Origin of the sequence: Winslowiella sp. 2C04, assembly GCF_050037805.1 — a bacterium.
Taxonomy (GTDB): domain Bacteria; phylum Pseudomonadota; class Gammaproteobacteria; order Enterobacterales; family Enterobacteriaceae; genus Erwinia; species Erwinia toletana_A.
On record NZ_CP188300.1, the window covers coordinates 3,114,450 to 3,128,303 of the forward strand.

Here is a 13,854-nt window from a genome sequence, read left to right on the forward strand (position 1 = left end):
GAACCCCAACTGATGCCGGGCGAGAAACTTGCTGCTCCGCGAAGTATTCAGCGTGTCACCGTCATAAAACTGACATTAATGTTAAACCAAACCACAACATCAGCGCCGATTAGGATAAACTCTATTTACCACTTAATAGCGCTATTTTAAGCTATCCCCCTCGTTTTAATGCTTTTTTTTTGCGCTGCTGGTCAGTGGAATTTCTCCGGTGATGCGCAGAGCAACGTTTCATTTTTAGATGCGTCAGGCATCTGCTTAACAGGAAGAGGATAACTGATAATGGAAGAGTTAAACCGGACGCTGTTTCTCTGGATTAACGCCACACCAGAATCGCCGCAGTGGTTGCTTGCGCTGGCCACCTTTATAGCACGAGATCTGATCGCTATTGTGCCACTGCTGATTGTCGCATTATGGCTGTGGGGACCAAAAGATCGTGTTACCTCGCAACGTGAGCTGGTGCTGAAAACCGGTATTGCGCTGATCTATGCGCTGGCGATCTCCTGGTGTCTGGGCTCACTGTTTCCACACCCGCGCCCTTTTACGCTCAATATCGGCCATCAGTTCCTTGAACACGCGCCGGATTACTCCTATCCAAGCGATCATGGCACCACCATTTTCACTTTTGCACTCTCCTTCCTGTTTTGGCATCGCCGCTGGTCGGGCGCGATTTTAATGTTGGCGGGCGTGTTAATTGCCTGGTCACGCGTGTTCCTCGGCGTGCACTGGCCAATGGATATGATCGGCGGTTTGCTGGTCGGAATGCTCGGTTGCCTGTTCTCCCAACTGGCGTGGCAGTTCTACGGTAACCGCATGCTGAGTGTGCTCAGTCAGTTGTATCGTTTACTGTTCTCCTTTCCGATACGTAAAGGCTGGGTCCGCGATTAATGCTGAAAGGCCCGCAGCGATGCGGGTCTTAATATTTTTAGCCTGTTGAATTTTTAGCTTTTTCCTTCAGCCTTTCCTGCTAAATAATACCTTTCCTGCCACCTCATCATTTATTGCGCAATAAGCGCTGTTTGTCAGACGATTATTAATCCTGTTGCGCAACCCGCGCATTATGTAGCCATATTTATTTATCAAAGATACAACTTCATGATTTAAATCATTTTTATTTTTTCACTGTGCATAAAATCAACAACAATGACAATGTTTAATAGTTGAGAAAAAGTTAGAATATAGTTATTAAGACTGTAAATCCTCGGTTAACCAGAACATGCAATAAACATCTTCAGCAAAAGACAGCTTAATTAACTAAAAATATTAATGCAGTTGTGATCCTGATCACCTGATATCGCTAAACTAACGCTGTCTTCTGCTTATTCCGGTGGTAGAGTGTGCGCCATAAAATAATAGCGATGATTAATCACTGCTGTGGTTGACGATTATTTTTACAGCGCATGAGCAGGCGCGATCGTCGGGTGATAATTGATTGTTTTCTGTTGTGGACAGCACTGGAGAAGATTATGGACTCGTCTCAAACCGCGATTTTGGCGGATGATAAACAGCAAAGTGTGATGGCGTGGCGTAAAAGTGACACCATGTGGATGTTGGGTTTATACGGCACGGCCATCGGCGCAGGCGTACTGTTTCTGCCGATTAACGCCGGGATTGGCGGGCTTATTCCGCTGATTATTATGGCGGTGCTGGCTTTCCCGATGACCTACTACGCGCATCGCGGCCTGTGTCGTTTTGTGCTGTCTGGCAGCAAGCCTGGCGCAGATATCACTGAGGTGGTGGAAGAACATTTCGGCGTCGGTGCCGGTAAGCTGATCACCCTGCTCTACTTCCTTGCCATCTATCCAATCCTGCTGGTCTACAGCGTGGCAATCACCAATACCGTCGACAGCTTTATTACCCATCAGCTGCATCTGCAATCACCGCCGCGTGCATTACTGGCACTGATTTTGTTGATTGGCCTGATGACCATCGTGCGCTTTGGTAAAGATATCATTGTCAAAACCATGAGTCTGCTGGTGTTCCCATTTGTCGCAGTGCTGATGCTGTTGGCGGTGTGGTTAATCCCTAACTGGAGCAGCGCGATTTTCGACAATGTTTCACTGGCAGGCAGTGGCAACGGTCTGCTCATGACGTTATGGCTGGCAATCCCGGTGATGGTTTTCTCCTTTAACCACTCCCCGATTATCTCTGCTTTCGCCGTAGCGAAGCGTGAAGAGTATGGCGATCAGGCCGAGCCTAAATGCTCTCGCATCCTGGCTTTCAGCCATCTGATGATGGTGATAACGGTGATGTTTTTTGTCTTTAGCTGCGTACTCAGCCTGACACCGGAAAACCTGGCAGAAGCAAAACAGCAGAATATTTCGATTCTTTCGTATCTGGCTAACCACTTTAATACGCCAATGATGGCGTGGCTGGCACCGATTATTGCCATCGTGGCGATTACCAAATCCTTCCTTGGTCACTATCTGGGAGCTCGTGAAGGTTTTAACGGTCTGGTGGTGAAATCGCTGCGCGGTCGCGGCAAGCAGATTAGCGAGAACAAACTTAACCGTTTCACTGCGCTGTTTATGCTGGTAACCACCTGGATTGTTGCCAGCTGGAACCCAAGCATTCTCGGGATGATTGAAACCCTTGGTGGTCCGATTATCGCAGTATTGCTGTTCCTGATGCCGATGTACGCAATCAACAAGGTTCCGGCGATGCGCAAATACAGCGGCGCGGCCAGTAACGTGTTTGTGGTACTGATCGGCCTGGTGGCGATTTCGGGAATTCTGTTTAACCTGGTAGGATAAGGTTCGCGGGCGGCGCTTAGCCGCCCGTTTTAATCAGGAAAACCACTTTCCAAACCAACCATCCAGCTTCATCATCACAAAGTCCCAGATACGGCTGAAGAAGCCCCCCTCCTGCACCTCATCCAGTACTACCAGCGGACGCTGCTCAATAGTCTTACCGTTAAGCTGGAAGTCGATGGTTCCTACCTGCTGATATTTCTTTAACGGCGCCTGTAGCTGCGGTGACGTCAGGGTAAAGCTGGCCTTCATATTCTTCATCTGACCTTTCGGGATGGTCAGTGCGGCATCTTTCTCAACGCCCAGCTTGACCTGCTTACTGTCGCCAAACCATACCCGCTGGGTAGAAAATGCCGTGTTGGCCTTAATTGGCGTCACGGTTTCCCAGAAACGGAAGCCCCACGTCAGCAACTTTTCACTTTCGCGGAAACGAATACTGTCAGTTGCGGCACCCAGCACCACAGAAATCAGCCGCATATCCCCTTCGGTGGCTGAAGCCACCAGGTTATTTCCCGCCCCTGAAGTGTGGCCGGTTTTAATTCCATCCACCTGCAGATTGCTGCTCCACAGCAGACGATTACGGTTATGCTGGCGAATTTTGTTGAAGGTAAACTCTTTTTCTTTATGCAGCGCGTACTCTTCCGGCACATCACGGATCAGCGCCTGGCCAATCAGTGCCATATCGCGTGCGGTACTATACTGCCCATCGGAATCGAGGCCGTGAACGGTTTTGAAGTGGGTGTTTTGCAGACCAAGTGCTTTAACATAGTTGTTCATCAGGCCAACAAAAGAGTCCTGACTGCCGGCGACGTAATCGGCCAGCGCGATACTGGCATCATTACCGGACTGAATGACGATACCTTTGTTCAGTTCAGATACCGGTATACGGTCGCCTGGTTTCAGGAACATCAGTGAGGAGCCTTGCAGAACAGGGTTACCGGTAGCCCAGGCATCTTTACCGACGGTTACTAAATCATCGTTGCTGATTTTTCCGGTTTTGATCGCTTGCCCGATAACATAACTGGCCATCATTTTGGTCAGGCTGGCGGGATCAAGCCGCTCATCAGCACCGGACTCGGCCAGCACTTTACCACTGGCATAATCCATTAAAATCCATGCTTTAGCATCAATCTGCGGTGCCGCAGGGGCTTGCTCAGCGCGAGCGAAAGAGGTTGTTATCACAATCAGGGTAGTGCTGGCAGCCAGTGCCCGGACACTGGCGAAGAGGCGAGTTTTGTTCATGACGTGACCAGAGTATCCATTTAAAATTTTAAAGGTTTCATGATGTTATCCAACAGCACTTAACCTACTACGCTAACCTTTCGGCTAACTGAAAAAAACAGTATGACCGTAAAGTTTTTTAGAGTTTATTAGATAAATCTGGGCTTTGCTGCGAAACAGCGTAATTTCTGCCTGATTTCCGACCAGATGAAATGGGTGTGATTCTGAATTTTTCGCAGATCAGTTAAGGCTGTCACAAAAATCCGCTAACCTGAGATCAGTTGCCTGAGGAGAGTCACCATGGATTTAGCCCTTTTCGACCTTGATGAGACGCTGATTTGCGAAGACAGTACCAGTCTGTGGCTACGCTGGCTGGTATCGCAGGGCTTTGCGCCGGAAACAGTGCTCAAGCAGGAGCAGGAACTGATGGCCCAGTATTATCAGGGCACGCTGTCGATGGAAGAGTATATGAATACCACCCTCGCCCCGCTGTCAGGAATGGCGACGCTGACGGTATCCGGCTGGATACGCCGCTTTGTTCAGCGCGATATTCTGCCACGGGTCTATCCGGACGCACGCGAGCGTCTGGCGTGGCATCAACAGCGTGGCGATACCATTCTGGTGATTTCTGCCAGTGGCGAGCACCTGGTGGCACCGATTGCGCAACAACTGGGCGCTCATGGCGCGCTGGCGGTGGGCGTTGAAATCGTCGATGAACGGTACAGCGGTCTGACTTACGGCACTATGACCTATAAAGAGGGCAAAGTCAGCCGACTGGCCGACTGGAAATCCCGTCAGACCGGGCAAACTTTCCATCGCACCTGGGCCTACAGCGACTCAATGAATGACATCCCGCTGCTGGAACAGGCAGACCATGCCTGTGTGATTAATCCGGATGACCGGCTGCATCAGGAAGCGCTGGGGCGCGGCTGGGAAGTGTGTCGCTGGGTAAAATAATCCGGCAGGTGACCAGGGGCAACTGGCCACCTCGCTGAGTTATTTCAATCCGACTTTCAGCAATTTGCCATCGCTTTCATCGGTCAGGACGTAAAGGAAGCCGTCCGGCCCGACGCGCACATCACGAATACGTTCGTGGCGATCCTCCAGCAGACGTTCCTGCTCAGTCACCTTCTCACCGTTTATCGTCAGACGAATCAGGCTTTGCTGTTTCAACGCGCCAATAAACAGCGAGTTTTTCCACGTCGGGAATTTTGCACTGTTATAGAACGCCATCCCGCTGATAGCAGGTGACACTTTCCACCAGAAGATCGGCTGTTCCGTTCCTTCAACTTCACCGCCTTTGGATTCCGGCACTTTTTCACCACTGTAGTCCAGCCCCCAGGTCGCCAGCGGCCAGCCGTAGTTTTTACCTTTCTCAATAATATTGACTTCATCACCGCCGCGCGCGCCGTGTTCACTTTCCCATATCTGCTGCGTCCATGGATTAAATGCCACCCCCTGTGGATTGCGCAAACCCCAGGCCCAGATTTCAGCACGCGCATTTTCGCGGCCAACAAACGGATTATCTTTCGGAACTTCACCGTCGGCGGTCAGCCGGACCATTTTGCCCTGCAGCTTACTCAGATCCTGCGCGGTGGCGCTGTGAAAATTATCGCCAAATACAATATACAGATAGCCATCACGATCAAACGCCATACGGGTGCCGAGATTGGCTCCGCTGGAGAGCTGAGGCTGCTGGCGCAGCACCACCTTAAAGTCCTTCAGCTGACGGTTATCTTCGCTCAGTATCCCATAACCTACCGAGGCACCGGCACCGCCATTGACGCCTGCTTCGGTAAAGCTCAGCCAGACCCGGCGGCTTTGCCCAAAGTCAGGAGCCAGCACCACATCCAGTAGCCCGCCCTGGCGGTGCGCCCAGACCTTCGGCACTCCCGTAATAGGTTCAGACAGGCCGTTCTGTGGATGCCACAAACGCAGCTGACCGGAACGCTCAGTGATTAAAATATCCGCTTTGCCGGGCAGAAAAGCCAATGCCCACGGGTGATCCAACTTATCTTGCAGCTGTTCTACGGTAACCTCTGCCGCCATTAGCGAAGCGGAAAACAGCAGTGAGGTACTGACAATCAGGGTCGACAGCAGGCGTGGCATAGGTTCCTCCGGGTAACCATCCGATGTTGAAGTTCGCGCGGTCTTACGCGCAATGACAGCGACTGAGGCTTTAACGTTAGCTCGAAGGAACCTGCAAGCATCCATTTTTACAAAAACTTAATGATCTGACTGAAAGTTCACCGTGTCATTAACCATACTGTTAATTGGCTGTCTTAAATCTTCAAAGTTAATTGGCGTATTGCTGTTAGCGATATTTTTGCCAATTCCCTTACGCACGATTTTAACCATCGGCTTACCGCTTTGCGCATCAATCAGCAGGACTTCAAGAAACAGCGTACTCTGCTGAGTGCGGTGCCCTGCTGCTGCCATGGTTCCGGCAATCACTGCACCAATCGGTATCACTTCGTAAAACTGCACACCTTCATTCTCTGCGGTTACCGCAGTGATGGCGGTTTTCATGATCAGCGTGGCTGGCCCGGCCTCTTTTACCAGCGGTTTACGTTTGGCTACCGCCGCTCTGAGTTGTTGATCGGTATAATTTCTGATTTGATCAAGCGTGGCCTGGCTGACGCGGGCATTCGGTGCCGCTGCCGGATAGTAAATCACCGGAGTAAAAACGATACCGCGATAATCACTCTCTTTGAAGTCCGGTGAGATCCAGCGCAGGGTGTCCTGCCCGGATGCCGACTGCGTGGCTCGTAATTGACTATAGTCGGGTAAAAATCCGGAGAATTGTCTGGTATCCGCGACTTTAGAGGTACAGCCAGCAAGCACAACACTAACAGCTACCACTGATGCCAGCAGCATTTTACGCTGAATGAACATAGACGTTCCTTTGTGAAGTGAAGCGGTGATTAAATGAATAACCTCTTCATCATAGATAGAGTGCAAATAATTAACCAGCCAGCAAATTCGTTCAACGGCAGCAGATAAAGTCCGGTGGGCAATGTTAATTAGCCATAACATTATATTTCATCGATATTATCAGCACTTACCCGTAACAGATTATTACCATGGCGTTTTTCTGAAAAATGATACGTCGGTAAATAAATGACAAGACTGGTGCTTTTTTAAGCGTTGTTATTTTATACTTTAGGGGTTAAGCCAGCCAGATCCGGCGCGCTTAACCAAGGAGATGTATAAACTAATAGGGAAATAATGATTATGAATGACAGCAAAAATACCAAAAAAACCTCCGGGCGGATTGCCAGCGTCGCGGCGCAAACGCTAAAAAACCCGGATGCCACTGCGATACAAAAAAGCCTGGCGGGTTCCGCCCTCGCGCAATCGCGGACCGATAAAGAGAGCGGTAAAGAGATGGAGGGCAAAGCGTCTTCCGCATTAACCAATCCTGAATCCGATGCGTTAACCCGCAGTCTGGCGGCCAGCGTATTATCTCAGTCAAATAAAGTGCGTTAAGTTAGCTATCGGCGGGATAATTCCCGCCGATATTGCCTGGCCGCCACTCGATTTAATATCCGATAAGATGCTGCATCAGTTTTTTAATTTCGGATCGAGCGCATCGCGCAAACCATCACCCAGCAAATTAAATGCCAGCACCGTAAGAAATATCGCCAGGCTCGGAAATATCGCCACGTGCGGCGCAATCACCATATCTGCACGCGCTTCGTTAAGCATTGCGCCCCACTCTGGCGTTGGCGGCTGAGCGCCGAGACCAAGGAATGACAGGCTGGCGGCAGTAATAATCGAGGTGCCGATGCGCATGGTGAAATAGACCACTATTGATGAGACCGTGCCCGGCAAAATATGACGCATAATAATAGTAAAGTCGGATGCACCAATACTGCGTGCCGACTCGATAAACGTCAGATGTTTGAGCACCAGCGTATTGCCGCGCACCAGTCGGGCAAAGGCAGGAATACTGAATATCGCTACCGCCACAATCACATTGGACATGCCGCTGCCCATAATCGCCACCACGGCAATTGCCAGCAAAATCCCCGGAAAGGCAAACAGCACATCACAGATGCGCATAATCAGGCGATCCCACCAACCCTCATAGTAACCGGCCAGCAGGCCGAGCACCGTACCGATAGCTGCACCGATTGCCACCGAAAAGAAACCGGCAATTAATGAAATCTGCGTACCGACCAGTACCCGGCTAAAAATATCCCGCCCGAGCGAATCGACGCCCAGAAAGTGCATCATTGACGGCCCCTGGTTAAGCCGGTCGTAGTCAAAATAGTTTTCAGCATCGTAGGGTACAATCCACGGCGCGATAAATGCCACTATCAGCAGTAACAGTACAAATAGCGCGGCAATCATCGCCACATGCTGACGACGAAAACGTCGCCAGAACTCCCGCCACGGCGTGCGCACGCGATTTTCTTTCACTGTTGGCATTGCGCTCAGTGCCGCTTCACGTCGCCAGTTTTTCATTGCGACTCCTTATTTGTAGCGAATTGCCGGGTTGATGGCGGCATACAGCATATCGACGATCAAATTGATCAAGATAAACTCCAGCGAAAAGAGCAATACCTCGGCCTGAATCACCGGATAGTCGCGCATCTCAACAGAATCGACTAATAACCGCCCGAGTCCCGGCCAGTTAAATACCACTTCAACCACGATCGAGCCGCCGAGCAGAAAACCGAATTGCAGCCCCATCATGGTGACCACCGGGATCATCGCATTGCGCAGCCCATGTTTTACCACCACCAGCGATTCGCGTATCCCTTTGGCACGCGCGGTGCGCATATAGTCTTCCTGCATCACTTCAACAAACGAGGCGCGGGTAAAACGGGCCATCACGGCAGCCACCGCCGCGCCAAGCGTAATCGAAGGTAAAATATAGTGTTTCCAGCTGTCGGCACCGACGGTTGGCAGCCAGCCTAACTTTACTGAGAACACCTGCATCAGCAGCATGCCGAGGGCGAAAGCGGGAAAGGAAATACCGGAAACCGCCAGCGTCATACCGAGACGATCCGGCCAGCGGTTACGCCATACGGCAGAGAGCACGCCAATCGCCATACCAAAAATGACCGCCCATACCATGCTGGAGAGCGTCAGCCACAGCGTTGGCATAAAGCGTGAAGCAATCTCTTCGGAAACCGGGCGTTTCGATACCATCGACTGACCAAAATCGCCCTGCAACGCATTAAGAATAAACTGCCAGAACTGCTGCGGCAGCGGCTGATCGAGGCCCAGCTGCTGGCGCACCATCTCGACCACCGAGGCGTCGGCTTCCGGTCCGGCAATCAGCCGCGCCGGATTGCCCGGCAGCATATGAACAAACAGGAATACCAGTACCGCCACAATCAGCAGCGTTGGAATCAGCCCCAGTAAGCGTTTGATAAAATAATTAAGCATGCATTATCCTGCCCGTTACCACGCCAGCCCTGACGGACTGGCGTTGGCCGGCACTACTTCAGATCGGCTTCATCGAAGTTGAAGGAGGTATCCGGCATTACATAAAAGCCGGTCAGCGTTTTGGTATTCGCCGAAACTAACTGCTCAACCACTAGCGGAGCCCACGGACGATCGTTCCAGATGCGATCCTGCGCATCTTTATACAGTTTGGCTTTCTCATCGCGATCGGTGGTTTTCAGTGCATCGGCCAGATCTTTATCCACCTGCGGATTGCTGTAAAACGCGGTGTTAAAGATGGTTGGCGGCCAGGACGTGGTGGCAAACAGCGGCGTCAGCGCCCAGTCAGCTTCACCGGTGGAGGCAGACCAGCCGGTATAGAACATCCGGACTCCGCTCTCTTTCTGCCCTTTGCTTTCCACTTCCGCCGCACGTTGACCCGCATCCATTGCCGTCACTTTGACCTTAATACCGACCTGCGCCAGCTGCTGCTGAGTAAACTGCAGCACTTTCTGCGCGGTGCTGTGATTGTGCGATGACCACAGCGTGGTGCTGAAACCGTTCGGGAAACCGGCCTCTTTTAACAATTCACGCGCTTTGGCCGGGTCATAAGCTATCGCCGGGTAACTCTGGGCAAAGTCGATAGCGGGCGGCACAATGCCGGTAGCAGGCGTAGCAAAGCCACTGAACGCCACTTTCGCTAACGCCTGGCGGTTAATAGCGTAGTTAATGGCTTCACGCACTTTCGGGTTGTCGAACGGTTTCTGCGTCACGTTAAAACTGATATAACGCTGCATAATTGACGGCGAGGTCACCAAATCCAGTTTGCTGTTGCCTTTCAGCACGTTAGCCTGCTCAAAGGGAATCGGGAAGGCGAAGTTGGCCTCACCGGTTTGCAGCATTGCCGCACGGGTGTTGTTATCGACAATCGGCCGCCAGGTAATGCTGTCGAGTTTTGGATAGCCCTTCTTCCAGTAGCCATCCCACTTTTTCACCTTCACAAAGTCGGTCTGATTCCAGGTGACAAACTGATACGGACCGGTACCGACCGGATGGAAACCGATCTCCTTGCCATATTTTTTCAGGGCGGCCGGTGAAATCATCGCCGCAGCCGGATGCGCCAGGTTATTGATAAAGGCAGAGAACGGCTGCTTCAGAGTGATTTTTACCGTATTCGCATCGACCACATCGGTGGCAGCAATGGTTTTAAACAGGTTATAGCGCTTCAGCTGGCTGTCCGGATTGCTGGCGCGATCGAGATTGACCTTAACCGCTTCGGCATTGAAATCGGTGCCATCCTGGAACTTTACCCCCGGACGCAGTTTAATGGTGTAGGTTAATCCATCCGGGCTGGCCTCGTAGCTTTCGGCCAGCACGTTGGTCAGCTTCATCTCTTTATCAAAACCAAACAGTCCCTGATAAAAGGATTTCGCCACCGCCTGTGAAAGCGTGTCGTTAGCATCGTAAGGATCGAGGGTGGTGAAATTGGAGGCGACGGCAATCACCGCATCCTTCGCTGCCCAGGCCGGGACCGCAGCGAAACTCCCAATCAATCCCGCAGTCACCAGCCATTTACGCGTGTGTGAAATCGTCATGTTACAAAGTTCTCCTGTCGTCCCTTGAGTTATACGAAACAAAACACCATCAGGCACCGCTGATTGCATGGCGCGCTACGTAATGCCCTGCGCCAACTTCCACCAGTGGTGCTACTTCGGGTTCATCACCCAGCGCGCGAATCGGACTGGGAATTTCATCGACCAGTAAAGCGCGCTCACGGCGGCGATGGCCGGGATCGGCTACCGGCACGGCTGACATCAGCTTACGGGTATACGGATGCTGCGGGCGCTCGAAAACCGCCTGGCGCGGGCCAATCTCGACAATCTGTCCGAGATACATCACCGCCACACGATGGCTGATTCGCTCCACCACCGCCATATCATGAGAAATAAACAGAAATGCAATGCCGAACTCACGCTGCAAATCGAGCATCAGATTGATAATTTGCGCCTGAATCGACACGTCGAGCGCTGACACTGATTCATCGGCAATCACCACTTTTGGATTCAGCGCCAGCGCACGCGCAATACAGATACGCTGCCGCTGCCCGCCGGAAAACTCGTGCGGATAGCGCTGCGCATGCTCCGGCAGTAAGCCGACTTTCTCGAGTAACCAGGCGACGCGCGCTTCCGCCTCGCGTCCTTTCATCACACCGTGGACCAGCAGCGGCTCCATAATCGAGAAGCCAACCGTCAGGCGCGGATCGAGCGAAGCGTAAGGATCCTGAAAGATAAACTGAATATCGCGTCGCAAGTGCGACAGCTCGCTGTTTTTCAACTGGTCGATGCGCTTGCCGTCAAAAGTAATGCTGCCGCCCTGGCTCTCTACCAGTCGTAACAGCGAACGTCCGGTGGTCGATTTACCACAGCCCGACTCCCCCACCAGCGCCAGCGTTTCACCCGGCTTCAGGTCAAAGCTGACCTTTTCTACCGCATGAACCCGGCGCGTTACGCGATTAAAAATACCGCTGCGGATATCAAAACGGGTAATCAGATCGCGCACCTGCAATATCGGCTCGGCGCCAGCCGGTACGGTATCCTGAGCATCCAGTGAAGATGGCTGTTGTCCACCGACCAGCGGAAACTTCGCCGGAAACGGTTGGCCAGCCATCGCGCCGAGTTTGGGCACGGCAGCCAGCAGCGCGCGGGTATACGCCTGCTGCGGCTGACGGAAAATCTGCTCAACCGGCGCGGTTTCCACCCCCTCACCGCGATACATCACCTGCACCCGATCGGCCATTTCTGCCACCACGCCCATATCGTGGGTAATGAAGATCACCGCCATTTCCATCTCTTTTTGCAGCACCCGAATCAGCTGCAAAATTTGCGCCTGAATGGTGACATCCAGCGCAGTAGTCGGCTCATCGGCAATGAGCAGTGCCGGTTTACAGCATAACGCCATAGCGATCATCACCCGCTGGCGCATGCCGCCGGAAAGCTGATGCGGATAGCGGGTCAGCACGTTTTTCGCTTCCGGAATACGCACTAAGTCCAGCATCCGCTGGGCTTCTGCCAGCGCCTGGCGATGATTCAGCCCCTGATGCAGGCGAATCGATTCGGCAATTTGTTCACCCACCGGAAACACCGGATTCAGCGAAGTCATCGGTTCCTGAAAGATCATCGCCATATCGGCACCGCGAATGGTGCGCATCTGCGACTGACGTGCCGTTGCCAGATCCAGCACCTTGCCATTGCGGCGGCGCAGCCAGATCTCGCCGCTGTCCATCTTGCCGCCGCCCTGTTCAATCAGGCGCATCAGCGCCAGTGAGGTCACCGACTTGCCGGAGCCTGATTCGCCGACAATCGCCAACGTTTCACCACGCCTGACCTCCAGTGACAGCTGTCGCACCGCCGCAGTGGTGACGCCTTCATGAGTGAAGCTGACGCTGAGATTGCGTACCGCCAGAACCTGTTCCGCTGACAGCGTCTGATCTGCTGAAGATCCGGTCATACCTGCTCCTTACTCTTCGCGCCAGATACCCACAACCACCCCATCGCCGACATAACCGTAGCCGCGATACATTCCGTCACTGTTAAATGGCAGCGCGATATTGCCATCACGATCAACCGCCACGATGCCGCCGCTGCCGCCAAGCAGCGGGATTTTTTCCATTACCACACGTTCGCTGGCCTGTTTAAGCGACAAGCCGGAGTATTCCACCAGCGCGGCAATATCGTAGGCCGCCAGGGTGCGCATAAATACTTCACCGGTACCGGTGCAGGAGACTGCCACGTTGGCATTATTGGCGTAGCAACCGGCACCGACAATCGGTGAATCACCGACCCGACCGGCCTGCTTGTTGGTCATGCCGCCGGTTGAGGTGGCGGCCGCCAGGTTACCCTGCAGATCGCAGGCCACCGCGCCAACGGTGCCGAATTTACGATCGTTATCCAGCGGATCGCCACCGTTCGTTTGCGACGCGCCATCGTGATCCAGCAGCATCTGCTGGCTGTCCAGCGCGCGCTGCAACTGCTGCCAGCGCTCCGGCGTTGAGAAGTAATCGGCTGCCACAGTTTCCAGCCCGTGCTGAGCAGCAAAACTTTCGGCACCGCTGCCGATAAACAGCACATGAGGGCTGTGTTCCAGCACCGCGCGCGCTGCCAGCACCGGATTACGGATATGCGACACGCCGGCAACCGCGCCGACGTTCAGTGAACCACCATCCATCACGCAGGCATCCAGCTCATGGGTACCCTGATGGGTGAAAACCGAGCCTTTACCGGCGTTAAACAGCGGGCACTCTTCCAGAAGGCGAACCGCTTCAGTGACCGCATCCAGCGCGCTGCCGCCCGCCGCCAGTATCGCCTGACCGCTGGCGACCACATCAGAGAGTGCCTGAATATACTGTTGCTCTTTCTCTGCACTCATTGCTCCACGCGCAATGGCTCCTGCGCCGCCGTGAATGGCGATCACTGCTCTGGTCATAATTCAC

Annotated in this window: 12 protein-coding genes; 4 read left to right on the forward strand and 8 right to left on the reverse strand. The window is 52.9% G+C overall.

Annotated elements, in window-relative coordinates; translation table 11 throughout:
* The first annotated feature begins 279 nt into the window (after positions 1 to 279).
* Both ybjG and ACP3TC_RS13995 read left to right on the forward strand, forming a co-directional pair.
* Positions 280 to 885, forward strand: a complete 606-nt coding sequence (gene ybjG, locus ACP3TC_RS13990; protein ID WP_313856698.1) for an undecaprenyl-diphosphate phosphatase — start codon at positions 280 to 282, stop codon at positions 883 to 885.
* Positions 886 to 1,463: 578 nt separating this feature from the next.
* Positions 1,464 to 2,750: an HAAAP family serine/threonine permease gene (locus ACP3TC_RS13995; protein WP_313856696.1), complete on the forward strand. Its 1,287-nt coding sequence runs from the start codon at positions 1,464 to 1,466 to the stop codon at positions 2,748 to 2,750.
* Positions 2,751 to 2,783: 33 nt separating this feature from the next.
* On the opposite strand, the gene ACP3TC_RS14000 is transcribed toward ACP3TC_RS13995, so the two are convergent.
* A complete protein-coding gene (locus ACP3TC_RS14000; protein ID WP_313856695.1) occupies positions 2,784 to 3,989 on the reverse strand; it encodes a serine hydrolase in 1,206 nt (401 codons plus the stop codon).
* Positions 3,990 to 4,268: 279 nt separating this feature from the next.
* On the opposite strand from ACP3TC_RS14000, the gene ACP3TC_RS14005 reads away from it, so the two are divergent.
* Positions 4,269 to 4,925 carry an HAD family hydrolase gene (locus ACP3TC_RS14005; RefSeq protein WP_426816675.1) on the forward strand — a complete coding sequence of 219 codons (657 nt, stop codon included), beginning with the start codon at positions 4,269 to 4,271 and terminating at the stop codon, positions 4,923 to 4,925.
* A 39-nt stretch (positions 4,926 to 4,964) separates the two neighbouring features.
* On the opposite strand, the gene ACP3TC_RS14010 is transcribed toward ACP3TC_RS14005, so the two are convergent.
* Together ACP3TC_RS14010 and ACP3TC_RS14015 are read right to left on the reverse strand one after the other, a co-directional pair.
* Positions 4,965 to 6,077 carry a PQQ-dependent sugar dehydrogenase gene (locus ACP3TC_RS14010; RefSeq protein WP_313856692.1) on the reverse strand — a complete coding sequence of 371 codons (1,113 nt, stop codon included), beginning with the start codon at positions 6,075 to 6,077 and terminating at the stop codon, positions 4,965 to 4,967.
* A 117-nt stretch (positions 6,078 to 6,194) separates the two neighbouring features.
* Positions 6,195 to 6,863, reverse strand: a complete 669-nt coding sequence (locus tag ACP3TC_RS14015) for a DUF3313 domain-containing protein (RefSeq protein ID WP_313856691.1) — start codon at positions 6,861 to 6,863, stop codon at positions 6,195 to 6,197.
* A 333-nt stretch (positions 6,864 to 7,196) separates the two neighbouring features.
* On the opposite strand from ACP3TC_RS14015, the gene ACP3TC_RS14020 reads away from it, so the two are divergent.
* Positions 7,197 to 7,457: a hypothetical protein gene (locus ACP3TC_RS14020; RefSeq protein ID WP_313856689.1), complete on the forward strand. Its 261-nt coding sequence runs from the start codon at positions 7,197 to 7,199 to the stop codon at positions 7,455 to 7,457.
* Between the two features lie 75 nt (positions 7,458 to 7,532).
* On the opposite strand, the gene gsiD is transcribed toward ACP3TC_RS14020, so the two are convergent.
* The 5 genes from gsiD to ACP3TC_RS14045 are packed head-to-tail and all read right to left on the reverse strand — an operon-like array spanning position 7,533 to position 13,847.
* A complete protein-coding gene (gene gsiD, locus ACP3TC_RS14025; protein ID WP_426816676.1) occupies positions 7,533 to 8,438 on the reverse strand; it encodes a glutathione ABC transporter permease GsiD in 906 nt (301 codons plus the stop codon).
* A 9-nt stretch (positions 8,439 to 8,447) separates the two neighbouring features.
* The gene (gsiC, locus tag ACP3TC_RS14030; RefSeq protein ID WP_426816677.1) at positions 8,448 to 9,368 is read right to left on the reverse strand and encodes a glutathione ABC transporter permease GsiC; all 921 of its coding nucleotides are present in this window, start codon (positions 9,366 to 9,368) and stop codon (positions 8,448 to 8,450) included.
* Positions 9,369 to 9,421: 53 nt separating this feature from the next.
* Complete coding sequence (gene gsiB, locus ACP3TC_RS14035; protein WP_313856684.1) at positions 9,422 to 10,960, reverse strand: glutathione ABC transporter substrate-binding protein GsiB; 1,539 nt, start codon at positions 10,958 to 10,960, stop codon at positions 9,422 to 9,424.
* A gap of 49 nt (positions 10,961 to 11,009) precedes the next feature.
* Positions 11,010 to 12,872 carry a glutathione ABC transporter ATP-binding protein GsiA gene (gene gsiA, locus ACP3TC_RS14040; protein WP_426816678.1) on the reverse strand — a complete coding sequence of 621 codons (1,863 nt, stop codon included), beginning with the start codon at positions 12,870 to 12,872 and terminating at the stop codon, positions 11,010 to 11,012.
* A gap of 9 nt (positions 12,873 to 12,881) precedes the next feature.
* On the reverse strand, positions 12,882 to 13,847 hold the full coding sequence (locus ACP3TC_RS14045; protein WP_426816679.1) for an isoaspartyl peptidase/L-asparaginase: 966 nt from the start codon (positions 13,845 to 13,847) through the stop codon (positions 12,882 to 12,884).
* Positions 13,848 to 13,854 lie beyond the last annotated feature (7 nt).